This window comes from Bradyrhizobium sp. LB13.1 (assembly GCF_054056815.1).
Genome location: NZ_JBSRYQ010000001.1, coordinates 7160172 through 7181604, shown reverse-complemented (window position 1 = coordinate 7181604; position 21433 = coordinate 7160172). Strand labels below are relative to the sequence as shown.

Annotated in this window: 23 protein-coding genes, 1 pseudogene and 1 riboswitch; of the genes and pseudogenes, 9 read left to right on the top strand and 15 right to left on the bottom strand. The window is 64.3% G+C overall.

Features of this window, described 5'->3' with window-relative positions; all coding sequences use genetic code 11:
- Positions 1-57: 57 nt before the first annotated feature.
- The gene (uvrC, locus tag ACVWYI_RS34830) at positions 58-2139 is read right to left on the bottom strand and encodes an excinuclease ABC subunit UvrC (protein WP_247352967.1); all 2082 of its coding nucleotides are present in this window, start codon (positions 2137-2139) and stop codon (positions 58-60) included.
- A 251-nt stretch (positions 2140-2390) separates the two neighbouring features.
- On the opposite strand from uvrC, the gene ACVWYI_RS34825 reads away from it, so the two are divergent.
- On the top strand, positions 2391-3014 hold the full coding sequence (locus ACVWYI_RS34825) for an outer membrane protein (RefSeq protein WP_247352969.1): 624 nt from the start codon (positions 2391-2393) through the stop codon (positions 3012-3014).
- An 87-nt stretch (positions 3015-3101) separates the two neighbouring features.
- Here the strand turns inward: ACVWYI_RS34825 and ACVWYI_RS34820 are convergent, their stop codons facing one another.
- From ACVWYI_RS34820 to ACVWYI_RS34805, 4 genes are all read right to left on the bottom strand, one after another.
- A complete protein-coding gene (locus ACVWYI_RS34820) occupies positions 3102-3317 on the bottom strand; it encodes a cold-shock protein (protein WP_092029496.1) in 216 nt (71 codons plus the stop codon).
- A gap of 250 nt (positions 3318-3567) precedes the next feature.
- A complete protein-coding gene (locus tag ACVWYI_RS34815; protein WP_456664614.1) occupies positions 3568-4425 on the bottom strand; it encodes a 23S rRNA (adenine(2030)-N(6))-methyltransferase RlmJ in 858 nt (285 codons plus the stop codon).
- A 56-nt stretch (positions 4426-4481) separates the two neighbouring features.
- Positions 4482-5174 (bottom strand): ribonuclease T2, encoded by a 693-nt coding sequence (locus ACVWYI_RS34810; protein WP_247352972.1) that lies wholly within the window; start codon positions 5172-5174, stop codon positions 4482-4484.
- A 138-nt stretch (positions 5175-5312) separates the two neighbouring features.
- The gene (locus ACVWYI_RS34805; RefSeq protein WP_247352974.1) at positions 5313-5777 is read right to left on the bottom strand and encodes a hypothetical protein; all 465 of its coding nucleotides are present in this window, start codon (positions 5775-5777) and stop codon (positions 5313-5315) included.
- A 182-nt stretch (positions 5778-5959) separates the two neighbouring features.
- On the opposite strand from ACVWYI_RS34805, the gene ACVWYI_RS34800 reads away from it, so the two are divergent.
- Positions 5960-6253, top strand: coding sequence for a hypothetical protein (locus ACVWYI_RS34800; RefSeq protein WP_247352976.1), 294 nt, complete (start codon positions 5960-5962; stop codon positions 6251-6253).
- 45 nt (positions 6254-6298) lie between these two features.
- Positions 6299-6831 (top strand): annotated as a pseudogene (locus tag ACVWYI_RS34795) (DUF3617 domain-containing protein).
- Positions 6832-6851: 20 nt separating this feature from the next.
- On the opposite strand, the gene ACVWYI_RS34790 reads toward ACVWYI_RS34795, so the two are convergent.
- Genes ACVWYI_RS34790 through ACVWYI_RS34780 form a run of 3 tightly spaced genes read right to left on the bottom strand, consistent with a single transcriptional unit; the run spans position 6852 to position 9535 of the window.
- On the bottom strand, positions 6852-8240 hold the full coding sequence (locus ACVWYI_RS34790) for an ATP-binding protein (RefSeq protein ID WP_247352979.1): 1389 nt from the start codon (positions 8238-8240) through the stop codon (positions 6852-6854).
- Positions 8241-8264: 24 nt separating this feature from the next.
- Positions 8265-8996 (bottom strand): response regulator, encoded by a 732-nt coding sequence (locus ACVWYI_RS34785; RefSeq protein WP_247352981.1) that lies wholly within the window; start codon positions 8994-8996, stop codon positions 8265-8267.
- A complete protein-coding gene (locus ACVWYI_RS34780) occupies positions 8993-9535 on the bottom strand; it encodes a MarR family winged helix-turn-helix transcriptional regulator (protein WP_247352983.1) in 543 nt (180 codons plus the stop codon). Before ACVWYI_RS34780 ends, ACVWYI_RS34785 begins: the two co-directional genes overlap by 4 nt.
- 339 nt (positions 9536-9874) lie before the next feature.
- On the opposite strand from ACVWYI_RS34780, the gene ACVWYI_RS34775 reads away from it, so the two are divergent.
- The 5 genes from ACVWYI_RS34775 to ACVWYI_RS34755 all read left to right on the top strand — a co-directional run bounded on the left by ACVWYI_RS34775 (position 9875) and on the right by ACVWYI_RS34755 (position 14051).
- A complete protein-coding gene (locus tag ACVWYI_RS34775) occupies positions 9875-10957 on the top strand; it encodes a branched-chain amino acid aminotransferase (RefSeq protein ID WP_247352985.1) in 1083 nt (360 codons plus the stop codon).
- Between the two features lie 214 nt (positions 10958-11171).
- Complete coding sequence (locus tag ACVWYI_RS34770; RefSeq protein WP_247352986.1) at positions 11172-11696, top strand: YegJ family protein; 525 nt, start codon at positions 11172-11174, stop codon at positions 11694-11696.
- Between the two features lie 48 nt (positions 11697-11744).
- Positions 11745-13265, top strand: a complete 1521-nt coding sequence (hisS, locus tag ACVWYI_RS34765; RefSeq protein ID WP_247352987.1) for a histidine--tRNA ligase — start codon at positions 11745-11747, stop codon at positions 13263-13265.
- Between the two features lie 55 nt (positions 13266-13320).
- Positions 13321-13569 carry a tautomerase family protein gene (locus tag ACVWYI_RS34760; RefSeq protein ID WP_256467622.1) on the top strand — a complete coding sequence of 83 codons (249 nt, stop codon included), beginning with the start codon at positions 13321-13323 and terminating at the stop codon, positions 13567-13569.
- An 86-nt stretch (positions 13570-13655) separates the two neighbouring features.
- Complete coding sequence (locus ACVWYI_RS34755) at positions 13656-14051, top strand: thioesterase family protein (RefSeq protein ID WP_247352989.1); 396 nt, start codon at positions 13656-13658, stop codon at positions 14049-14051.
- Positions 14052-14184: 133 nt separating this feature from the next.
- Here ACVWYI_RS34755 and proC read toward each other — a convergent pair whose 3' ends face one another.
- Together proC and ACVWYI_RS34745 are read right to left on the bottom strand one after the other, a co-directional pair.
- A complete protein-coding gene (proC, locus tag ACVWYI_RS34750; protein WP_247352990.1) occupies positions 14185-15009 on the bottom strand; it encodes a pyrroline-5-carboxylate reductase in 825 nt (274 codons plus the stop codon).
- Positions 15010-15205: 196 nt separating this feature from the next.
- The gene (locus tag ACVWYI_RS34745; protein ID WP_247352991.1) at positions 15206-15706 is read right to left on the bottom strand and encodes a type III secretion system chaperone family protein; all 501 of its coding nucleotides are present in this window, start codon (positions 15704-15706) and stop codon (positions 15206-15208) included.
- 430 nt (positions 15707-16136) lie between these two features.
- A riboswitch (FMN riboswitch) is annotated at positions 16137-16296 on the top strand.
- A 76-nt stretch (positions 16297-16372) separates the two neighbouring features.
- On the opposite strand from ACVWYI_RS34745, the gene ACVWYI_RS34740 reads away from it, so the two are divergent.
- Positions 16373-16936, top strand: coding sequence for a 6,7-dimethyl-8-ribityllumazine synthase (locus ACVWYI_RS34740; RefSeq protein WP_247352994.1), 564 nt, complete (start codon positions 16373-16375; stop codon positions 16934-16936).
- An 85-nt stretch (positions 16937-17021) separates the two neighbouring features.
- On the opposite strand, the gene ACVWYI_RS34735 is transcribed toward ACVWYI_RS34740, so the two are convergent.
- The 5 genes from ACVWYI_RS34735 to ACVWYI_RS34715 form a co-directional block, all read right to left on the bottom strand.
- Positions 17022-18056 (bottom strand): D-alanine--D-alanine ligase family protein, encoded by a 1035-nt coding sequence (locus ACVWYI_RS34735; RefSeq protein ID WP_247352995.1) that lies wholly within the window; start codon positions 18054-18056, stop codon positions 17022-17024.
- Positions 18053-19081, bottom strand: coding sequence for a putative zinc-binding metallopeptidase (locus tag ACVWYI_RS34730; RefSeq protein WP_247352997.1), 1029 nt, complete (start codon positions 19079-19081; stop codon positions 18053-18055). The genes ACVWYI_RS34735 and ACVWYI_RS34730 overlap by 4 nt, the downstream gene beginning before the upstream one ends.
- A gap of 191 nt (positions 19082-19272) precedes the next feature.
- A complete protein-coding gene (locus ACVWYI_RS34725) occupies positions 19273-20226 on the bottom strand; it encodes a ribose-phosphate pyrophosphokinase (protein WP_247352999.1) in 954 nt (317 codons plus the stop codon).
- 192 nt (positions 20227-20418) lie between these two features.
- A complete protein-coding gene (locus ACVWYI_RS34720) occupies positions 20419-21042 on the bottom strand; it encodes a hypothetical protein (RefSeq protein ID WP_247353001.1) in 624 nt (207 codons plus the stop codon).
- A 230-nt stretch (positions 21043-21272) separates the two neighbouring features.
- On the bottom strand, positions 21273-21398 hold the full coding sequence (locus ACVWYI_RS34715) for a hypothetical protein (protein WP_456664326.1): 126 nt from the start codon (positions 21396-21398) through the stop codon (positions 21273-21275).
- Between the last annotated feature and the right edge of the window lie 35 nt (positions 21399-21433).

Sequence of the window (21433 nt, the reverse complement as noted above, 5' to 3'; positions counted from 1 at the left end):
TCCGCTCCCCAAATGGGGTGCGAGATGCGACGACCATATGACCGCGGCCCCTTTAGATCACCCCGGCTGGGGGTGGAAATAGTCGAAAATCTTGCGGGCGCTTTCGGCGCTCACCCCCGGAACCTTGCCGAGATCGGCGATCGAGGCCCGTTCGATCTCCTTCAGGGTTCCGAAATGATGCAGCAAGGCACGTTTGCGTGACGGACCGATGCCCGCAATCTCCTGCAAACCGGCCTCGCGGATGTCCTTCTTGCGCAGCTTGCGGTGCGAACCGATGACGAAGCGATGCGCCTCGTCCCGCAGCCGCTGGATGAAATAGAGCACGGGGTCGCGTGGCTCCAGCTTGATCGCCTCGCGCTCCGGCATGAACAGGGTCTCGCGGCCGGCATCCCGGTCCGGCCCCTTGGCCACCGACATCAGCGCCACCTGGGTCAGGCCGAGATTCGTAAAGATCTCCCGGACGGCGTTGAGCTGGCCGCGGCCGCCGTCGATGATCACGAGATCGGGCCATTGGGGGAAATCATCGTCCTTGGCCTTGTCGTTTTCCCTGGCCGCACTGTCCTCGGGTGGATTGATCAGGCGCTTGAAGCGGCGTTCGAGCACCTCGCGCATCATCCCGTAATCGTCGCCGGGCGTGAGCCCTTCCGACTTGATGTTGAACTTGCGGTACTGGTTTTTCACAAAACCGTCCGGGCCGGCGACGATCATGGCGCCGACCGCGTTGGTGCCCTGGATGTGGCTGTTGTCGTAGACCTCGATCCGCTTCGGCGAATGCGGCAGGCTCAGCGTCGTGGCCATGGCGTCGAGCAGGCGGCTCTGCGTCGCGGTGTCCGCGAGCTTGCGGCCCAGCGCCTCGCGCGCGTTGGTGAGCGCGTGGGCGACGAGCTCCTTCTTCTCGCCGCGCTTCGGCGTGGAAACCTCGACCTTGCGGCCGGCCTTGATCGCCAGTGCGCTGGCGAGCAGCTCGCTCTCCTCGATCTCGTGCGAGAGCAGGATATTCCTCGGCGGCGGCTTGTCGTCGTAGAATTGGGCGAGGAAGGAGCCGAGCACTTCCTCCGGCGTATACGTCTTCTCCGCGCGCGGAAAATAGGCGCGGTTGCCCCAGTTCTGCCCGGTGCGGAAGAAGAACACCTCGACGCAGGAGAAGCCGCCCTCCTGGTGGATGGCGAACACGTCGGCTTCTTCCACCGTGCGCGGATTGATGCCCTGCTGCGACTGGATCGCAGAGAGCGCGGCGAGGCGGTCGCGGTAGAGCGCGGCGCTCTCGAATTCGAGCTCGCCGGAAGCCTTCTCCATCTCGCCAGCGAGCTCCTGCTTCACCGCCTGGCTCTTGCCCGAGAGGAAGTCGGTCGCCTCGCGCACCAGCGTCGTGTAGCCGGGGAAGTCGATCTCGCGGGTGCAGGGGCCGGCGCAGCGGCGGATCTGGTAGAGCAGGCAGGGCCTGCTGCGGCTCTCGAAGAAGGAATCCGTGCAGGAGCGGACCAGGAACGCGCGCTGAAGCGCGGTGATGGTGCGGTTGACGGCGCCGGCGGAGGCGAACGGGCCGAAATAGCGACCGGGACGGGTCTGCGCGCCGCGGTGCTTCAGGATCTGCGGCGCCCAATGGTCGCCGGTGATCAGAATATAGGGAAACGACTTGTCGTCGCGCAGCTGCACGTTGAAGCGCGGCCGAAGCTGCTTGATGAGGTTGGCTTCCAGCAGCAGCGCTTCGGTCTCGGTGTTGGTCGAGATGATTTCCACGGTAACGGTGGCGGCGATCATGCGCAGGATGCGCGCCGGCAGCGGCGCACTCTGACGCGCATAATTCGACAGGCGCTTTTTGACGTTCTTGGCCTTGCCGACATAGAGCACGTCGGCATTCGCACTAAGCATGCGGTAGACGCCGGGCGAGGTGGGGGCGAGGCGAACCGCGCGCTCGATCGCCTCATGGCCGGTCGCCAGCGGCTCTTCGCCGACCGTGCCGCTCTCTTCCGGGATATCCGGCAGCCGTGCATCGTCCTCGTCGTCACCGCTTGCGGTCGCGGGATCGAGGTCCGGGGGCGCCGTTTCCGTTTCCTGGGGCGGGACGTCCGGCACGTTGCCGTGCACGGGTTTACGCGCGTGCATGTCGTCCGGATCGTCGGTGGAATCGTGAACCATGGAGCGAATTTAGGCGCTTGGGGTGCTGATTTGAAGTTCCGGCCGTGCGGCACGCACAGAATGGCGGCGCAGTTCCCGGTAACGCTTGCTTAAGCCTGTTAACAGCGCGGTAACCCGACTTAACAGGCCTTTAACTTAAAACTCTCGATAAATCTTACACGAAAAGGTCTTGGTTCCGTAACCATGCGGTTTTGCCTCGCGCGGCGGCGCAGGCATCGCACCCGGTGACGGCAGTTGCGTTGGAGTGTGTGATGAAGAGGCTCGTTGTGGGCGCAGCTGCGTTGGTTGCAGCCGGCTGGACGGCTTCGGCAAAGGCGGCCGATCTCAATTACGGGCAGCGTGCGCCCTACACGGTCAATCAGCCGCTCAACGGCTATAGCTGGGCGGGCCCGTATCTCGGCGGCAATCTCGGCTACGAATGGGGCTCGGTGAACAACAATCCCGCAAAGCCCTCCGGCTTCGTCGGCGGTGTTCAGGCCGGCTACAATTTCCAGAACGGCCCGTGGGTGTTCGGCGTCGAGGGCGACATCCAGGCCACGGGTGCCGACGACACCTTCGCGCCGTGGAAGTTCTCCAATCCGTGGTTCGGCACCCTGCGCGGCCGCGCCGGCTATGCCTTCAGCAACGTGCTGGTCTACGGCACCGCGGGCCTCGCCTTCGGCGAGCTGCGCGCGCAGACGTTCGGCTGGACGGAGTCGCACACCAGCGCCGGCTGGACCATCGGTGCCGGCGCGGAAGTTGGGTTCGCGCCGAACTGGAGCGCCAAGCTCGAATATCTCTACATTGATCTGTCGACGAGTCAGTTCGCGATTACAGGCGTGTCAAACGGCTATAGCGCCAGCGTTGTGCGCGCAGGCGTGAACTATCACTTCTGATACCCAAAGAAGAAAATACCGGACTACAGCCTCCCGGCCGCTCGCGGCCGGGATTTTTTTGGGGCCGGTGTTTTCGCGTGGGACTCGCTAGGAAAGGATGACTAAATCGACCGCCTTCGGCCCCTTCCCCTTCTTGTCCGGTTCGACTTCGAAAGTAATACGCTGTCCTTCGGCAAGGTCCTTTAATCCGGCCCGCTCCACGGCAGTAATGTGCACGAAGACGTCGCGGCCGCCGTCGTCCGGTTTGATGAATCCGTAGCCGCGCTCGCCGTTGAAAAACTTGACCGTTCCCGTCATGGCCATCGGGAAACTCCCCCTCATTGCTCCTCCGTCGCGACGCAGACGCACGTCACGACATGACCGGGCCTTACGAAGCCCGGGAGCTGGCCATCCTTGGGCAGACCATTCGGTCCGACTGGATCTTTCTTAGGCCTTCACTCCGCCGCAACCATTCGCGGAAGCGGAACGTAAAGCCAGTCACGGAAACAGCATAATACGGTTCTTTGCAGATTGACTACGGCTCTTGCATATTTTTCCCAAGAATGCCGGAGTGTTAGGGCCTCGGCACCTCTAATCGGAATCTGGCAGCGCCACCCTGGCCGAGCGGCATTTCCAGCTCGGGCAGGATCGTCTTGAGCTCGCCCTGCAGCGTGTAAGGCGGATTGACGATCAAGAGCCCGGTGGAGGTGAGAGTTGCGCCGTCGGCTTGCGGCGACACACTGAATTCGAGGCGCAGGCAATTTCCCGGCGGCTTTGCTGCGGCTGCGAGGCGCGCCACTGATTGCACCAGTGCGTCGGTGGCGCGCCGGCTCTTGGCGGGATACCAGATTACATAGATACCAGTCGGCCATTTCGCGAAAGCCGCCGAGAAGGCCTCGCCCAGCTTGTCGAACTCGTCCTTTGCCTCGAACGGGGGGTCGATCAGCACGAGCCCGCGCCGTTCCTTCGGCGGCACGAAAGCCGGCAGCGCCATCCAGCCGTCGAGATCGACCACGCGGGCCTGCTCGTCGTGGCGCAGCACGCCGATCAGCGCTTTCCGCGCCTTCGGCTCGAGTTCGCAGGCGACGAGGCGGTCCTGCGGCCGCATCAGGGCGCGCGCAATCAGCGGCGAGCCCGGATAAGCCTTGAGCTCGCCCTTCGGATTGTAGGCGCGGACAATATCGAGATAGGGCTTGGTCAGCGCGATGGTGTCGTTCGAGAAACGCGCCTGCATCAGCCGGGCGATGCCCGTCAGCCACTCGCCGCCGCGGCGGGCCTCGTCGCTTTCGAGATCGTAGAGGCCGGCGCCCGCATGGGTGTCGATGACGCGGAAGGCGCCCGGCTTGTCCTGGAGATAGGTGACGATGCGCGCCAGCACGATGTGCTTGATGACGTCAGCGAAGCTTCCGGCGTGAAAGGCGTGGCGGGTAATTCATGCAAGAGCACTACGCCACGTGACGGCTTGAGCAAAGAGGCACGACGCCGGGGCTACCCACCCCTGATCGGCGGCATCGTCACCTGGTCGCGGCGGCAGGCGCGGCGGTCGATCTCCTCGCAGGCGCGGAATTGCAGGTCCTTGCTGAGGCAGATGCGGACTTCGGACAGCCGCGTCCGGTTGCACGTGATCGAGACGGCGGCGTTGCCGAGGCCCGGATTGGCCTTGATGAAGGCCTCCTCCACCTCAGCCGGCGCCACGGTCTTGGCCTGCGATAGATCGAGATATTCGGCCGGAATCTTGATCGCGGCGCGCGCCTTTCGGATCGTTTCGAAATAGCTGCGGTCGGCGAGCCCCGAGCAGGTGCCGTGCTTGTCCCACTCGTTGAAAATCAGCCCCGGCGCCGGCATCAGATCGAGCATCGAGGAGACGATGCTGCGATTCAGCCGCGGCGACGGCCGCTGGCAATATTCCGGAAAACCGTTCTCATATTGCGGCCACAGACCATGCACCACGAAAGAGTAGGGCCGTCCGCTGCACTGGATCTGCGAGCGGCCGCCGCGCTCTGCCGCCTCCTCGCAGAAGGAGGGCGACCACGACAGCGACAGCACATAAAAATCGAATTCGCCGGGCGCGTTCTGCCGCTTGTCCTCGGCCTTCGCGCCGCCGGCCAGCGCAGCCAGCCCGGCCGCAAGCGTCAGCGAGATCATCAGGCGGGAGAACGAATGCAATCTGGAATGAAACATGGCGACCCCCTCAACTAGACTGTGCAGCAAGCCTAGCAGGCGATAGGAACATTTCAAGAACAAAATTCAGGCGGCCATTTCAGCCAACCGAATCAGAGCTTCTTGGACTGAGGCTGGGCTGCTTAAGGCTTAGGCTGCTTAAGGCTTGGCGGCGCGGCAGGACGGGTTGTAGGCCCAGTTGCGGTCGAGCCCGACCACGCACCATTCGACGCCCTGGCCGAAGCTGGCGAAGCCGCCATCCTCGATGATCGAGAAGTGCACCTTGCGCATCTTGCCGTCCGTGAGCATGGCCTCGCCGCTGCAAAAGCGGCGCGGAATGTTATCGGGTGCCCAGGGCCGGAACGCGGTCTCGCGAACCGCGGCGAAGCCGGTGATCTTCAACGAGGAATTCCAGAACGAGCTTTCCTTCTCCAAGAACTGGGAAGCGATCGTCGGCAGCGCCCTGTCGCATTCGGAGACGTTGCCGTCATAGCGCGGCCCGCTCAGCCAGAAATTCAGCTCCAGCGGATTGGCGGCCCTGGCCTCACCGAGCGACAGCGCCCCGAACAGGAGGCCGAGCACGGCGGCAAAGCGGAGCGATTTCAGGGAGGTCGAGGCGCGCATGGGCAATCCAGACAACATGATCTGCGAGGGACGGACGGTGCCGTGAAGGCCGCGCGGGGTCAAGTGCAGCGCGGCAACACTTGCCGACGAGTTGACCACAAGGTCGCAGCAACCGGCCTTCCGTTCTTTCCACCGCCGCCCCGGGCACCGTAAACTGCCACCAACCAATCGGAGTGACGGGAATGCGAATCATTGCGGCCGCGGGCCTACTTGCCTTGGGTATGATGGCGAGCCAGTCGGCGCGCGCCGATATCCTTCCGGTGCCTCCGTTTAAGGGCAACGACACCGGCGGCATCATCGCCTATTCGATGGCAACCCAGGTCGATGCGCGGCAGGTCGCGGTCGATCACTGCGCGCGCTACGGAAAGGTCGCGAAATTCCTGGGGGTGCAGGCCTATGAGGGCGGCTACATCTCGTTCTCATGCCGCTGGGTGCCCTATGGCGCTGCCGACAAGCCGATCCGCACGCTCTACTGAGGCGTTTTCGTAACGCCCGCAATCTCTTAGCCGGGAGCTTCTCACATGACGCGCAAACTCGCTTTGCTCGGCTCGGCCCTTTGCCTCGTCTTGTCGGCCGGCGTAGCCAGCGCCGACGATCTGCCGATGCGCAAAGCCGGTCTCTGGGAATTGAAGATGCTCAGGACCGCGGTACGCCCGTGCCCGAAATGACCATGCAGCACTGCACCGACGAGACCGTCGACAAGGAGATGAACAACAACGTCTCCCCGATGGCCAAGCAGATCTGCGCCAAGCAGGACATCAAGAAGACCGCGACCGGCTATGTCAGCGATTCCGAGTGCAGTGTCGCGGGCATCAGCACGACCTCGCATGCCGAGATCACGGGCGATTTCAATTCGGCCTACACGGTGAAGACCTCGTCGCACGCACAAGGTGGCGCCGCCGGCGCCGCGGGGCGCGATTCCACGATGACGCTCGAAGCCAAGTGGCTCGGAGCCTGCAAGCCCGAGCAGAAGCCCGGCGACATCGTGATGCCCGGCGGCTTCAAGATGAACGTGCGCGACATCGACAAGCTGAAGGCGCTGCTGCCGAAATAGGGCTATTGCGGTTACATCCGTTACACCGGTATCCGCACGCTCGCCCTTAATCCGCCCATCGGGCTATCGCCGAGCGTGATGTCACCGCCATGCGAGCGGGCGATGTCGCGTGCGATCGCGAGGCCTAGGCCGGTGCCGCCTTCGTCCTGGTTGCGGGCGTTGTCCAGCCGCAGGAATGGCTTGAACACCTCTTCGCGCAGATGGGCGGGAATGCCCGGCCCGTCGTCGTCGACCGTCACGGTCAAATAACGGTGATCGCGCTGACCGGTGATGGCGATGCTTTTGCCGTAGCGGGCGGCGTTGGTGACGAGGTTGGCGAGGCAGCGCTTGAACGAGGCCGGCTTCACCGTGACCACGGGCAGCCCGTTGAACGCGACGGTCGCGGTGTGGCCGTGGCGTTCGGCGTCGCTGCGCAACTCCTCGAGCGCCTGCGCCATGTCGGTCGGCTGCGACTGCTCGCCGGAATCGCCACGGGCAAACGCGAGGTAATCTTCCAGCATCATCGACATCTCGTCGACGTCCTTACGCATGCCCTCCATTTCGGGGCTGTCGCCGATCAGCGCCAGTTCGAGCTTGAACCGCGTCAGGATCGTGCGCAGATCGTGACTGACGCCGGCGAGCATCGCGGTGCGCTGCTCCATCGTGCGCTCGATGCGCGATTTCATTTCGAGGAAGGCGACCGACGCGCGCCGCACCTCGCGCGCGCCGCGCGGCCTGAAGTTCGGCGCCTCGCGGCCCTTGCCGAAGCTTTCGGCGGCGTCCGCAAGACGCAGGATCGGCTTGATCTGGTTGCGCAGGAACAGCACCGCGACGATCAGCAGGATCGAGGACGTTCCCACCATCCAGAACAGGAAAATCTCCGAGTTCGAGGCATAAGCGGCGCTGCGCTGCGCGAACACGCGCATCACGGCATCGTCGAGCTGGATCCGGATCTCGACGAGGTTGGAGCGGCCGACGGTGTCGATCCAGAACGAGCGCCCGATCTGGCGGCCGAGCTGCACCGACAGCGTCTGGTCGAGCAGCGAGAAGAACGGCTTTGGTCCGGGCGGCGGCATGTCGCCGGCCGGGAGGAAATCGACGACGAGGCCGAGGCGCTGCTGCGCGATGCGGCGGATCTGGTCGCGGTCCTTGTCTTGCGGATAGCCCTTGTAGACGTCGATCAGCGCGGCGATGTCCTGCACCACCGCCGCCGATAGGCGCCGCGTCACCGTGTTCCAGTGCCGCTCCATGAACACGAAGGCGACGACCGACTGCAGGATCACCATCGGCACGATCATGATCAGCAGCGCGCGGGCATAGAGGCCGGTCGGCATCCAGCCCTTGAATGCGTTGCCCATCCAGCCATTGACGGCGGAGACGCGGCCGGCGGCGCTCTTCAAAAGCGTCAGGCCGGTATCGATCGTGCTCATAGGGGGCGCTTCACTTCACAAAACTCAAGGCGAGGCGACCAGCCGGTAGCCGATACCGCGCACCGCCTGGAGGAACAGCGGATTGGCGGGATCGGTCTCGATCTTGCGCCGCAGGCGGTTGATCTGCACGTCGACGGCACGCTCGTTGACGCTGCCATTGCCGGTCAGCGCGCTGCGCGGCACGGTCTCGCCGGGCGTCTCCGACAGGATCCGCAGCATCTCGCGCTCCCGGTCGGTGAGGTGGATGACGTCTTCGCCCTGGCGCAACTCGCCGCGGTCGAGATGGTAGACGTAGGGACCGAACGCGATCTTCTCGACCGCTGCGGCCTGCGGCGGCGGCGCGGCGCGCTTGAGGATGTTGTTGATGCGCAACGCGAGCTCGCGCGGCTCGAACGGCTTTGCGACGTAGTCGTCGGCGCCGATCTGCAGGCCCTCGATGCGGGCTTCGGCTTCATGCCGCGCCGTCAGCATCACGATCGGCACCGAGGAGGAGGTCCGGATGAAACGGGCGAGATCGAAGCCGGTCTCGCCGGGCATCATGACGTCCAGGATCAAGAGGTCGAAGTGCAGGCCCATGAGCTTCGCGCGCGCGTCGCTGGCGCTGCCGGCGGTCGAAACGCGATAGCCTTCGCCGGCGAGAAAGCGCGAGAGCAGATCGCGGATGCGGCGGTCGTCGTCGACCAGCAGGAGATGCGGGGCATCGTCGGCCGGGCGTGCCGGCGGGCGGGCGAGCGTGGCAGCGAGCGGCACGGTCACTCCTTGGCGTCGTGGTTGACGGAAGCGAAGATTGTCTCGAGCACCTTGTCCGGATCCTCGCGATCGATCATCGCGCGCAGGAAGCGCTTGACGGTCTCGGCATCCTGCGGCGCCATCTCGGCGAGCGCCCTGGTGATCCGCGTGGTCTGGAGGCCGGCGAGCTTCTGCACCAGCGCCTCGCCCTTCGGTGTCGCAAAGAGCAGGCGTTGGCGGCGATCATTGTCGCCGGTCTTCTGCACGATATAGCCCTCGTCCAGGAGCTGCTTGAGCACCCGGCCGAGCGATTGCTTGGTGATGCGCAGGACGTCGAGGAGATCGGCGACCTTGAGACCGGGATAGCGATAGACGAAGTGCATGACGCGGTGGTGAGCCCGGCCGAAGCCGAACGCCTCCAGCTCCTGGTCGGGATCGCCGACGAAATCGCGATAGGCGAAGAACAGCAGCTCAATGATATCCCAGCGCAAATTGCCTCCGTCGCCTGCCGCCGGCCGTGGCTCGGCAGCGTCTTGAGGGGGAGTCGCGAAATTTATGTCAGGCATATTGACGTATCTTGGGTCCAATGTTACAAAACGGTCGGCTCGCACGAAATTTTAAATCGTTTCACTGCGGGCGGCATTTCCAGGAGCGGTTGGTGAGCGCCGAGCAGGCGGCGACAGCCGGATCAGATCTACCGTGCGATTGTCGAGCGGTGTTCGACAAAACATACTGGACTTCTGCCTTCCGCAAAAGCATGTCCTCGGCGACATGCTGGCCACGGAAACCGGCCGTAACAAGGCTGGCGTTGGTCCGGCCAGTAACCTAGTCAAGCCAGCCGAGCCCGGAAAAGGGCAGGCGGGCGCCAGAACAGCGCCGCCACCGGCAGCGGGAGGCCTAAGGACATGAGCATGAAATTCGACATCCAGCCCGCATCCAATCCGATCCCCGAGAAGGACCGCGTCGCCAAGCTGGTGGACCCAGGTTTCGGGAGGGTCTTCACCGACCACATGGCGGTGGTTCGTTACAACCAGGCCAAGGGCGGCTGGTACGAGGCGCGCGTCGAGGCCCGCGCCAATTTCCAGATCGATCCGGCCGGCGCCGTCCTGCACTACGCTCAGGAAATTTTTGAAGGCCTCAAAGCCTACAAGCGCGACGACGGCGGCGTGAACCTGTTCCGTCCCGACGCCAATGCGCGGCGCTTCAAGGACTCGGCCGATCGCATGGCAATGGCGCAGCTCCCCGAAGACATCTTCATCGAGGCTGTCGAGCAGGTCGTGCGCATCGACCGCGCCTGGATGCCGGGCGGCGAGGGCAGCCTTTACCTGCGTCCCTTCATGATCGCAAGCGAGACCTTCCTTGGGGTCAAGCCCTCCTCCGAATACATTTTCGCGGTGATCGCCTCGCCGGTCGGCTCCTACTTCAAAGGTGGCCCCGCGCCGGTGTCGATTTGGGTTTCAGAGAACTACACGCGCGCCGCGGTCGGTGGTACCGGCGCCGTCAAATGCGGCGGCAATTACGCTGCAAGCCTGCGGGCGCAGGCCGAAGCCATCCAGCACGGCTGCGATCAGGTCGTCTTCCTGGACGCGGTCGAGCGCCGCTACGTCGAGGAGCTCGGCGGCATGAACGTGTTCTTCGTGTTCGAGGACGGCTCGCTCTCGACACCGCCGCTCGGCACCATCCTGCCCGGCATCACCCGCGACTCCATCATCGCGCTGGCCAAAGACGCCGGCAAGACCGTGCGCGAGGAGCCGTACTCGCTCGACCAGTGGCGCAAGGATGCGGCAAGCGGCAAGCTCAAGGAAGCGTTTGCCTGCGGCACGGCGGCCGTGATCTCGCCGATCGGCAAGGTGCGTTCGGTGAGCGGCGATTTCGAGATCGGCGGCGGCGCCGCCGGCCCCATCGCCATGGGCCTGCGCAAGCAGCTCATCGACATCCAGTACGGCCGCACCAACGATCCGCACAACTGGATCCGTAAGGTGTTTTGAGGTCTCGTGTCCCGGACGCGCTGCAGCGTGAAACGCTGCTGCGCAGAGCCGGGACCCATCCCGCCGCGGATGGACCCCGGATCAGCAGCGCACCACGCCGCCAAGAGGCGGCGCGTTGCGTAGCATCCGGGGAACGCCAGCCGACATGCCATGAACTCGCTTGCACGACCGCGCGACAAAGTCCGAGACATCATGGCATCTGGACATCGCGATCATGGCTTCCACGCTTTCCCAACCCCTGAAATGGGCCGTTCTCGCCGCAATCACTGGCGTCACCGTCTTCGGCGTCCTGACGATCGGCCCCAAGCCGCATGTCGCCGCGGAAGACCGTTCACCCATCGTCGACGTGCGCACCACCGATCCGGAGATGAACACCGCGATCGCGCGCGCCCGCGGCACGCTGCCGACTTTCTGGGCCTCCTACGAGGCGCCAAAACCGTCGGAAACCGGGCATGCCCTGAAGGTGCACTTTTCGACCCGCAAAGGCGGTGAGCACATCTGGATGGCCGAGGTGACGAAGCTACCGAACGGGACTTATTCCGGTCTCTTCGCCAACGAGCCACGCGATCTGCCCGGCAAGCGGGCAGGCGACAAGGTCGAATTCACTGAAGCCGACATCTCGGACTGGATGTTCATGCGCAACGGCAAGATCGTCGGCGGCGAAACCATCAAGCCAACGCTGAAGTCGCTGCCGAAGGCGGACGCCGATGCCCTCAGGGCGCGGATGGAGAAGCCGTAGGGCAAGCCGGCAGTTGCCGCACCCCGCGTCGGCTGGTAAATGCCGCGCATGGCCGAAAAACCCAAAAAAACCCAGAAACTGAAGGCGCGGCTGCCGCGCGGGCTCGAGGATCGCGACCCTGCCGCGATCCGGGCGACGCGCGAGATGGTCGAAAAAATCCGCGCCGTCTACGAGCTCTACGGGTTCGAGCCCGTGGAAACGCCGGCGATGGAATACACCGACGCGCTCGGCAAATTCCTGCCCGACCAGGATCGTCCGAACGAAGGCGTGTTCTCGTTCCAGGACGACGACGAGCAGTGGATCAGCCTGCGCTATGATCTGACCGCGCCGCTTGCGCGCTATGTCGGCGAGCGATACGGCACCGACGGTCTGGTCCTGCCGTATCGCAGCTATCGCGTCGGCTACGTCTTCCGCAACGAGAAGCCCGGCCCCGGCCGCTTCCGCCAGTTCATGCAGTTCGATGCGGACACGGTGGGCTCGGCGACGCCGGCGGCGGATGCCGAGATCTGCATGATGGCGGCGGACACGATGGAGGCGCTTGGTGTTCAGCGCGGCCAGTACGTCGTGAAGGTCAACAACCGAAAAGTGCTCGACGGCGTTCTGGAAGCAATCGGGCTCGGCGGCGAAGAGAACGCGGCACGCAGGCTGACCGTGCTGCGCGCAATCGACAAGCTCGACAAATTTCCCGCCGAGGAAGTGCGCAAATTGCTCGGTCCCGGCAGATGGGATGGCGGCGAAGAAGGCAAGGGCGACTTCACGAAGGGCGGCAATCTGAGCGCGTCTGAGGCCGACGTTGTTCTCGCCATCACCAAACCGCGCGATGATTGGAAAGAGGCCATCGCCGCGGCAGAAACTTACCTCGCCAAGAGCGAAGTTGGCCAGGCGGGCGTGAGCGAGCTGGAAGAGATTGCCAAATTGGTTACGGCATCGGGCTACGGCGCTGATCGCATCCGTATCGACCCCTCCGTCGTGCGCGGCCTCGAATATTACACCGGCCCCGTCTACGAGGTCGAACTGCTTCTGGACACCAAGGACGAGAAGGGCCGTCCGGTGCGGTTCGGCTCGGTCGGCGGCGGCGGGCGCTATGACGGCCTGGTCTCGCGCTTCCGCGGTGAGCCGGTGCCGGCGACCGGATTCTCGATCGGTGTGTCGCGGCTTCAGGCCGCGCTGACGCTGCTCGGCAAGCTCGACACAAAACCCGAGTTTGGCCCCGTCGTCGTCACCGTGTTCGATCGCGACCGTGTCGCAGACTATCAGAAGATGGTCGCGAGCCTGCGCACCGCCGGCATCCGCGCCGAGCTCTATCTCGGCAATCCCAAGAACATGGGCAATCAGCTCAAATATGCCGACCGCCGCAACAGCCCTTGCGTGATCATCCAGGGCTCGGATGAGAAGGCGCGCGGCGAGCTGCAGATCAAGGATCTGATCGAGGGCGCGAAGGCGGCGGCTGCGATCGCTTCCAACCAGGAATGGCGGGAGAGCCGCCCGGCGCAGTTCTCGTGCAGCGAGGCCGATCTCGTCGCAAAAGTGCGCGAGGTGCTGGCGCGCCATGACGTGAGCTGGGGCTAGCCATTCGCTGACGCCGCCATGCCCGGGCTTGTCCCGGGCATCCGCCTCCTGTTTGATGGCGCCCGTCAACGGCCGGTGTTCGGCCCCAAGGGAGAGAAAAATGCCTGAGATCACTGTCAGCATGGCCGAAGGCCGCAGCGACGAACAAAAGGCCGGCATGATGCGCGACATCACCCAGGCACTGGTGAAGAATCTCGGCGTCGATGCCGATGCCGTCGTCATCCAGATCAACGAAGCCCCGCTCCGCCACAAGATGAAGGGCGGCAAGACCTTCGTGGAGCGCGCGGCGGCGGCGAAGAAATAGCCACTGCTCTAGCGCCAATCACAACTGTCGTCCCGGCCTAGTGCGCAATTGCGCACGGGGGGCCGGGACGACGCCGAGCAAGCAACATGGACGCACGCGACTTCATCACAATCGGCATGAACGCCGAGCGCATGCTGGTGGTGCCAGTAGAGCGTACGGTCGGGCATTTCGTGCCCGGCATGCCCATGGTCTACGCGACGCCGATGATGATCCTGGAAATGGAGATGACGTCGGGCGATGCGATCCGCCCGGCGCTTCAGCCGGGCTGGGTCACCGTCGGCACCGAGGTCGACATCCGGCATCTCGCAGCAGCTCTGGTCGGCGCGACGGTGCGGACTACCGCGAAGGTCGTCGCGGTCGAGCGCCGCGTCATCCGCTTCGAGGTCGAGGCTTTCGAGGGCACGCGAAAGCTTGGCGAGGGCCGCCACGCGCGCGGGCTCGTCAATGTCGAGATGTTCAACAAGCGGTTGGGAACGACGTAGGAGCCGCTTGCTCTGTCCTCATCCTGAGGAGACCGCGCAGCGGTCGTCTCGAAGGATGGCTCGCGGGCGAGAGCCGGGCCTGCATGGTTCGAGACGGCGCTTCGCGCCTCCTCACCATGAGGGGATAGCTTCCTTACTTCGCCAGGTCCTTTGACCGCTTCGTCGCCGCCGCGATCGCGCGGATCATCAGATCGCGCAGGCCGGGCTCGCCCATCAGCACGCCGAGGGCTGCGGCGGTGGTGCCGCCGGGCGAGGTGACGTTCTGGCGCAGCGTGCTGGAGGGAAGCTCCGACTGGTGGAGAAGTTCACCGGAGCCGGCGACGGTTTCGCGCGCGAGCTTTGTCGCCAGCGCCTCGGGCAATCCCGCCTCGACACCGGCGCGCGCGAGCTCTTCGGCGAGCAGAAACACATAGGCCGGGCCCGAGCCGGAGACGGCGGTGACCGCGTCCATCAGGCTCTCATCGTCGACCCATTCGACCGAGCCGGTGGCGCGCAGCAGCGCATCGGCCACCGCGCGCTGGCCGGTGCTGACGTTGTTCGCCGCGACCGCGACGGTGATGCCGCGGCCGATCGCGGCCGGCGTGTTCGGCATCGCGCGCACCACGGCGCCACCGCAGACCTCTTCAAGCGAGGCGATCGTGGTTCCCGCCATGATCGAGACCACCGAGGTTTTTTCAGAGACAAATGATTTCAGCTTCGCGCCGGCCTCGCGGAACATCTGCGGCTTCACCGCGACGACCATTGTCTCGACCGTGCCTACCGTCGTCACATCGGGATTGAGCGCAACGCCCTTGGCGGCAAGCGCGGTGATCTCGGGCGAGATGTGCGGATCAACCACAGCGACGCGGCGCGGATCGAGCCCGCCCGCCAGCCATCCGGTCAGCATCGCGCCGCCCATCTTGCCGGCGCCGGCGAGCAGGATGGTGCCGGTGATGTTTTTGAGAGTGCTGTTCGCCATCGCTGTTGCCACAAACTCAGTGTCGTCCCGGCCTAGTGCGCAATTGCGCACGAGGGGCCGGGACCCATTACCACGAATGGTTTTAGTGGATGGAGGTGTTGGCAACAAGCATCGCGCGGTACTGAGAAATCACGCGGTATGGGTCCCGGATCTGCGCTTCGCTTGTCCGGGACGACGTTGGGGAGGAAGGCGAGACTTACGCCTCGCCCACCGTGTCGAACATTGCCGCGTCCATGGCTTCCGTCGTGGTCTTGCCCGCCCACACCACGAACTGGAACGCCGGAAAATAGCGCTCGCAGGCGTGGATGGCGCCGGCGAGCATGGCTTCGCATTGCGCGGTGGAGGCGGTGAGCCCGCCCGGCAGCACCAGGGCCTGGCGGTGCATGATCATGCCGGTGTTGCTCCACAGGTCGAAGTGCCCGACCCACAACTGCTCGTTGACCGCGGCGACGAGCCGCTGCACCTCCGGTCGCCGCGCAACCGGAATCTTCATGTCGAACGCGCAGGCCAGATGCAGCGCCTCGATCTCGCCCATCCAGGTGAAGGAGATCTGGTAGTCGGTCCATTGTCCCTTGGAGACAATCGTGAGTTCGTCTTCGCCGGAGCGTTCAAACGGCCAGTTGTTGCTGGCAGCGATATCCTCGACCACCGCGAGCGGATGGCTTTTCGAATCGATAGTGCCTTCGAGCAGGGACATGCCGTCTCGACCTCTTGCCTTTTTGTTGTCTCTGATACGCACGCGCTTGGTCCGGCGCGCGCTTCCTTAACGTCGTTAAGGCGTTCCCCTCGGAGTCGCTGTAGCGATCCCGGGATCAGCGCGGGCTTGTCGCGGATCAACTGATGTGATTTGCGGAATCTGCGCAACCGGCTGCCGAGTCCGTCCACAAGCCATGACTCGTTCGTCCACAGCTCATCTCGGCCACAATTATTAACGTGGGATGTCCCAACCGGGATGGAGGAGAACAAACCGGAATCGGATTCGCGTGGAATGCCCGATCGTTAATTCCGCCCTGCGAGGGCCGGGTCGCCAAAGCGGCATGGGACCATGCGATTTCCCCATGCGGAACGTACTTGCTGTGGCAGCTCGCCGGCGTCATATTTCCCTCAGGCCGTTCATTCCGGACGGCCGATGTTCTCAGGGCGGGGTGAAAGTCCCCACCGGCGGTAAGGGCCGAAAGGCCTAAGCCCGCGAGCGCCTTCCTCAAGGTCTCTTGCCGCAGGGAAGGGTCAGCAGATTCGGTGCAACTCCGAAGCCGACGGTTAAAGTCCGGATGAAAGAGAACGGTCGGTGGCAGACGCATCGCAGGATGCGGCTGTTTGTCGTTCCGTGTGCCCTGATTCTGGTCCTTAACTGAGGAAAGCCATGAATCAGATGTTGCAAGACCCCCAAACCGAAACGCCCCAACCAACCCAAACGCCGCCGCCGGTTCCACAGGATCCCGCGACGGAGCACCCGCGCTTCGCAAAGCCGCAGCGGGTGGCCTTCGTGCAGGCCTGCTGGCACCGCGACGTGGTCGAGGAGGCCCGCATCGCCTTCGTGAGGGAGGCAGAAGTGCGTCACCTCAATCATGTCGACGTGTTCGAGGTGCCGGGCTCGTTCGAGATCCCGCTGCATGCGCAGATCCTCGCCAAGACACGGCGCTACACCGCGATCGTCGCGGCCGGCCTCGTCGTCGACGGCGGCATCTACCGCCATGAGTTCGTCGCCGACACCGTGATCAAGGCGCTGATGGATGTGCAACTGCGTACCGAGGTGCCCGTGTTCTCCGCGGTGCTGACGCCGCAGCAATTCCACGAGACCGAGGTGCACTACGATTTCTTCCGCAGGCATTTTGCGATCAAGGGCGTCGAGGTCGCGGCCGCCTGTGCGGAGACATTGCTCGGTCTGGAGCGTCTGCGTGGCCAGGTCGCGGCGGGAATTGTGTAGCGCAGCGCAATGACCAGCACCCCTCATCCCGAGGAGCGCGAAGCGCGTCGCGAAGGATGAGGGGCGATTGCCGCCGTGTTCGTCATCACCCCAGCGACACCCCCGCCTTGGCGCGGCTTATTCCGAGCATCAGGATGCGTTGCAGGAGAGCCGGATATTTCAGCCCGGCATGTTGAGCCGCCGTGGCGAACTCCTGGCTCTTGGCGATCTCGGGATTGGGATTGGCTTCGATGAAATATGGCGTGCCGTCGGCGGCGAGACGAAAATCGATGCGCGCGTAGCCGTCGAGGCCAAGCGCCCGGTAGATGCGTTTCGCGGCCCGCTGGATGCGGGCGGTCACTTCCGGCGCCAGATCCTTCGCAGGCCCGTCGACGATGCCGACCTTCTCCTGATAGTCGGTGTCGTGCTTGGCCTTCTCCGTGGCGATATGCCGTGACGAGCGGCCGCCCATGCTGCCGAATTTCAATTCCCAGACCGGCAGAACGCGTAAGCGATTGTTGCCGAGCACGCCGACGTAAAGCTCTCGCCCTTCGATGAACTGCTCGGCGATGGCGGCGGATTCGACCCGCTCGTGGATGAAGGCAACCCGCTCTGCGAGCTTCTCGTCGGTATCGACGATCGAGGCCTGCGAGATGCCGAACGAACCATCCATGTTCAGGCTCTTGACGATCAGCGGCAGCGCAAGACGGGTCGGGCGTTTCACCTTGCGGCGCATCGGGAAGACGGCAAAGGCCGGCGCGGCGATCCGGCGGTGATGCACCAGCGTCTTGGACAAATCCTTGCCGCGCGCCAGGATCAGGCCGCGCGGATTGCATCCGGTATAAGGGACCTTCATCAGCTCGAGATAGCTCGCGATGTGCTGGTCGAAGGCGACGTTGTTGTGGAATTCCTCCAGCAGCGTGAAAACCACGTGCGGCTTGAACTCCTCGATCGCTACGCGCACCGGCTTGATTTCCTCCTGCGCGCCGAGTGGCCGCACCTCGTGGCCGGCCGCGCGCAAGGTGCTCACCACGTCGTATTCCGTTTTCCACGCATTGATCTCCTGTGCGGAGTATCCGTCGGAGGAGTCCGGGGGCAGGAAGTCCGGATGCATCAGCACGAGAATACGGCGACGTCTCATAGCGCGATCCATTTTCGCCGAGACGGTCCAAACATCGCGTGCATGGTCTTGGCGGTCACGAGGACGGTGAAGTCGAGAACGAGCTTCTGTTCAGGGCCGACGGCGCGCAGATCGAGCTCGCGGCAACGGGAGATCATCTCGTCAAGCACGGCATCGAGCGTCAACTGATTCTCGCCGGTCCATCGCGCGACCAGTTGCCTGATCTGGGCGCGGTGCCGCCTGATCAGCACCGAAGCCGGCTTTGCCCGGTGGTGCCGCGGATCGGCGGAGAAGAGCCTGGAGAGGTCGCGATCGTAGGTCTTCGCTGGTGTGAAGGCGTAGAACGCCTGCTTCTTCTTGTAGTGCTCCTCCAGTGTCTGGCCGAGACCACGCAGTGGGTCGACACGCTCGCGCGTCGTGATCAGTGGTCGCTTTTCCGCAATCTCGTTCATCAGCTCGTCGACATATTCGAGCTTCTTCAGCGCCGGCCAACCGGCATATCGCGTCCGCCAGTTCGAGCGCGGCCGCAGCCACACCGCAAAGGTCTCGGCGAAATCCTCGTCCGGATGGCTCTGCGCATACCACAGCCGCAGATGCTGGACGTAACGCCTGCTCGCCGGATTGGGCCGGTAATAGCGCGGATAGTGTTTCGACGACGGGCCGAACAATTGCTGCCAGCGCCGGCGGCGTTGCAGCTGATAGCCGTGCTGTATGGCGTGGCCCGCTTCGTGACGGAGGATGGCCATGCATTCGCGCCAGGTTCCGCCCTCGACGTCGAACATCATCTTCTTCTCGAGCTTCATCAGGCGGGGATGGGCCAGATAGAAGGGGATGGCGATGCCGGGGACGCCTCCCGGGCTGAACCATTCGCTCGAGATCCAGGTATGCGGCCGCAGCCGGATGCCGCGCTCCTCGAGCTCCTCGTGGAGCGTGCCGACACAATCATCGAGCCAGGTGCCTTCGACCGTAACCCTCAGGCTGGAGAGCCGTTGCTTGAGCAACTCGTCATCCGACAGCTTTTCCCAAGCGAATTTCCGGCGTGGCATCAGGCATCCAGAGGGCAGAGATGACTCGGTATCCGGATGATGTCATGGGGCGGGGCCGGCAACAACCTGTGGAGCGGCGCATGAGGCCCTAGGGTGGGCAAAGCGAAGCGTGCCCACCGTGCTCATGGCCACAAAAAAAGGTGGGCACGGCGCCTCGAGCCTTTGCTCACCCTGCGACATCGCGAAGCTAATCAGTCGAACAGGCTCGACACCGATTCTTCCGCCGCCGTGCGCGCGATCGCGTCGGAGATCAGGCTGGCGATCGGCAGCGTGCGGATGTTCGGCGCCTTGCTCACCGCATCCGTCGGCAGGATCGAGTCGGTGATCACGAGCTCCTTCAGCTTGGAGTTTGTAATACGGGCGGCTGCACCGCCGGAGAGCACACCGTGGGTGATGTAGGCGTAGACGTCCTTGGCGCCCTTGGCGATCAGCGCGTCGGCTGCGTTCACCAGCGTGCCGCCGGAGTCCACGATGTCGTCGATCAGGATGCAGGTGTAGCCGGCGACATCGCCGATCACGTTCATGACCTCGGATTCGCCGGCACGTTCGCGGCGCTTGTCGACGATCGCGAGCGGGGTGTTGATGCGTTTGGCGAGGCCGCGGGCGCGTGCCACGCCGCCGACGTCGGGCGAGATCACCATCGTCTTGGAGAGGTCGAACTTGTCCTTGATGTCCCGCACCATCAGCGGCGCCGCGTAGAGATTGTCGGTCGGGATGTCGAAGAAGCCCTGGATCTGGCCGGCATGCAGGTCGAGCGTCATGACGCGGTCGACGCCGGCCTGCGTGATCAGATTGGCGACGAGTTTTGCCGAGATCGGCGTGCGCGAACCTGATTTGCGATCCTGCCGGGCGTAGCCGAAATAGGGCAGCACCGCGGTGATGCGGCGCGCCGAGGAGCGCCGCAGCGCGTCGGTGATGATCAGCAATTCCATCAGATGGTCGTTGGCCGGGAACGAGGTCGACTGGATGATGAAGGCATCCGAGCCGCGGACGTTCTCCTGGATCTCAACGAAGATCTCCATGTCGGCGAAGCGCCGTACCACCGCCTTGGTCAGCGGCAGGTCGAGACCTTGCGCGATGGCCTGGGCGAGAGCCGGATTGGAGTTGCCGGCGACGAGCTTAATGGAGCCGTTCTTGGCCGACATGGACGCTTCCTCCCGCGCTTTGTTGGACAGGATGTTCAACATCAGAGAATACCCACTGGAAGCACGGTTACGACGGGCGAGGAAATATCAGGCGGAGGGCTGCAATGGCAACCCGGGATGCTACGTTTTCCCTGCGAAATCCTGAGTCCGGTCAACGGTTTGGCCCGAAGTTGGGGCCGTGGTTTAGCGGGGTTATCGCTCGGCATAGCCGAGCGCCGAGGCCGGCATCTCGGCCGCCGGAGCCTCCGGGATCACACTCGCCACGGCCGGCCCGCGCAAGCCGGGAGCCGAGCCCGGCGCATCCGGTGTGCCATTGATCATGTTGGAAAGTCCGCTGAATCCGGCCTGGGCGATCTTCCGCAACACGAGGTCGTCAGCGGCGCCCCACGGATCGCGGCCGCCCTTGGCGGACGTGGGTTCCTCGCCGGAAAGGCGCAGCGCCCGCTGCTGGTTGGCGTCGTAGACGTCCCAGACCCAGGCGATCACGGTTTTGCCGCGCACAATCTGGGCGGAGAGGTAGCTGCGCACGCGGTAGGCGGCCGTCCCCTCGCGGGAGACCACGGACAGGCTGCGCAGCTTGGATTCGCTGTCGAGCACGCCGACCATTCGGTCGAACACTTGCGGCGGCGGCCCGTCGATCGATTCGAACGCGACCGTCGCCCCGGAGCCGGCGCTCGGCGCCATCGCATAGGAGTTCGCAGCACCACCGCCGCCGGCGCAGCCGCCAAGCGCGCAAGCAATCGCAATCGATGCGGCGGCGATCGCGGCGCGCATGATTGTCCCGGTTTGGAGCAGGCGGGTTGACGCTTCCCTCATCGCGCCTTGCGATATCGTTAAAATCGCTTAACGTCTAGGGCAGGCAGGACACAGGGCTTAACCGATCAGGCCAGCGTGCATGGGGAGCGGTCGATGAGAGACCCGGCTTTTGGCTTGATCATCGCGTGCCTTGCCGCAGGCCCGGTGGCCGCAGAGGAGAGCGCTGCGGAGGTCATTCAGTCCTTCGGATTGGTCGGGACGTGGTCGGTCGATTGCAAGCGCGATCCAAATCAGGCTTGCACGAGCAACGGCTGCGGCGCGCGGATGACATACATTGTGCCGCCCTCGGGATCGCCGACCATCAGGAACGTGATAGGGACGTTTTCGCCCGGCCAGGTGCGGACATTCATCAGCACGATCTACGCGGCGACCCGCATCGCGGACGACAAGA

Excerpts from the sequence above, each read along its gene's own strand:
- uvrC (WP_247352967.1), bottom strand. The coding sequence starts at position 2,139 with ATGGTTCACGATTCCACCGACGATCCGGACGACATGCACGCGCGTAAA.
- ACVWYI_RS34825 (WP_247352969.1), top strand. The coding sequence starts at position 2,391 with ATGAAGAGGCTCGTTGTGGGCGCAGCTGCGTTGGTTGCAGCCGGCTGG.
- ACVWYI_RS34820 (WP_092029496.1), bottom strand. The coding sequence starts at position 3,317 with ATGGCCATGACGGGAACGGTCAAGTTTTTCAACGGCGAGCGCGGCTAC.
- ACVWYI_RS34810 (WP_247352972.1), bottom strand. The coding sequence starts at position 5,174 with ATGTTTCATTCCAGATTGCATTCGTTCTCCCGCCTGATGATCTCGCTG.
- ACVWYI_RS34805 (WP_247352974.1), bottom strand. The coding sequence starts at position 5,777 with ATGCGCGCCTCGACCTCCCTGAAATCGCTCCGCTTTGCCGCCGTGCTC.
- ACVWYI_RS34800 (WP_247352976.1), top strand. The coding sequence starts at position 5,960 with ATGCGAATCATTGCGGCCGCGGGCCTACTTGCCTTGGGTATGATGGCG.
- ACVWYI_RS34790 (WP_247352979.1), bottom strand. The coding sequence starts at position 8,240 with ATGAGCACGATCGATACCGGCCTGACGCTTTTGAAGAGCGCCGCCGGC.
- ACVWYI_RS34780 (WP_247352983.1), bottom strand. The coding sequence starts at position 9,535 with ATGCCTGACATAAATTTCGCGACTCCCCCTCAAGACGCTGCCGAGCCA.
- ACVWYI_RS34775 (WP_247352985.1), top strand. The coding sequence starts at position 9,875 with ATGAGCATGAAATTCGACATCCAGCCCGCATCCAATCCGATCCCCGAG.
- ACVWYI_RS34770 (WP_247352986.1), top strand. The coding sequence starts at position 11,172 with ATGGCTTCCACGCTTTCCCAACCCCTGAAATGGGCCGTTCTCGCCGCA.
- hisS (WP_247352987.1), top strand. The coding sequence starts at position 11,745 with ATGGCCGAAAAACCCAAAAAAACCCAGAAACTGAAGGCGCGGCTGCCG.
- ACVWYI_RS34760 (WP_256467622.1), top strand. The coding sequence starts at position 13,321 with ATGGCGCCCGTCAACGGCCGGTGTTCGGCCCCAAGGGAGAGAAAAATG.
- ACVWYI_RS34755 (WP_247352989.1), top strand. The coding sequence starts at position 13,656 with ATGGACGCACGCGACTTCATCACAATCGGCATGAACGCCGAGCGCATG.
- proC (WP_247352990.1), bottom strand. The coding sequence starts at position 15,009 with ATGGCGAACAGCACTCTCAAAAACATCACCGGCACCATCCTGCTCGCC.
- ACVWYI_RS34745 (WP_247352991.1), bottom strand. The coding sequence starts at position 15,706 with ATGTCCCTGCTCGAAGGCACTATCGATTCGAAAAGCCATCCGCTCGCG.
- ACVWYI_RS34740 (WP_247352994.1), top strand. The coding sequence starts at position 16,373 with ATGAATCAGATGTTGCAAGACCCCCAAACCGAAACGCCCCAACCAACC.
- ACVWYI_RS34735 (WP_247352995.1), bottom strand. The coding sequence starts at position 18,056 with ATGAGACGTCGCCGTATTCTCGTGCTGATGCATCCGGACTTCCTGCCC.
- ACVWYI_RS34730 (WP_247352997.1), bottom strand. The coding sequence starts at position 19,081 with ATGCCACGCCGGAAATTCGCTTGGGAAAAGCTGTCGGATGACGAGTTG.
- ACVWYI_RS34725 (WP_247352999.1), bottom strand. The coding sequence starts at position 20,226 with ATGTCGGCCAAGAACGGCTCCATTAAGCTCGTCGCCGGCAACTCCAAT.
- ACVWYI_RS34720 (WP_247353001.1), bottom strand. The coding sequence starts at position 21,042 with ATGAGGGAAGCGTCAACCCGCCTGCTCCAAACCGGGACAATCATGCGC.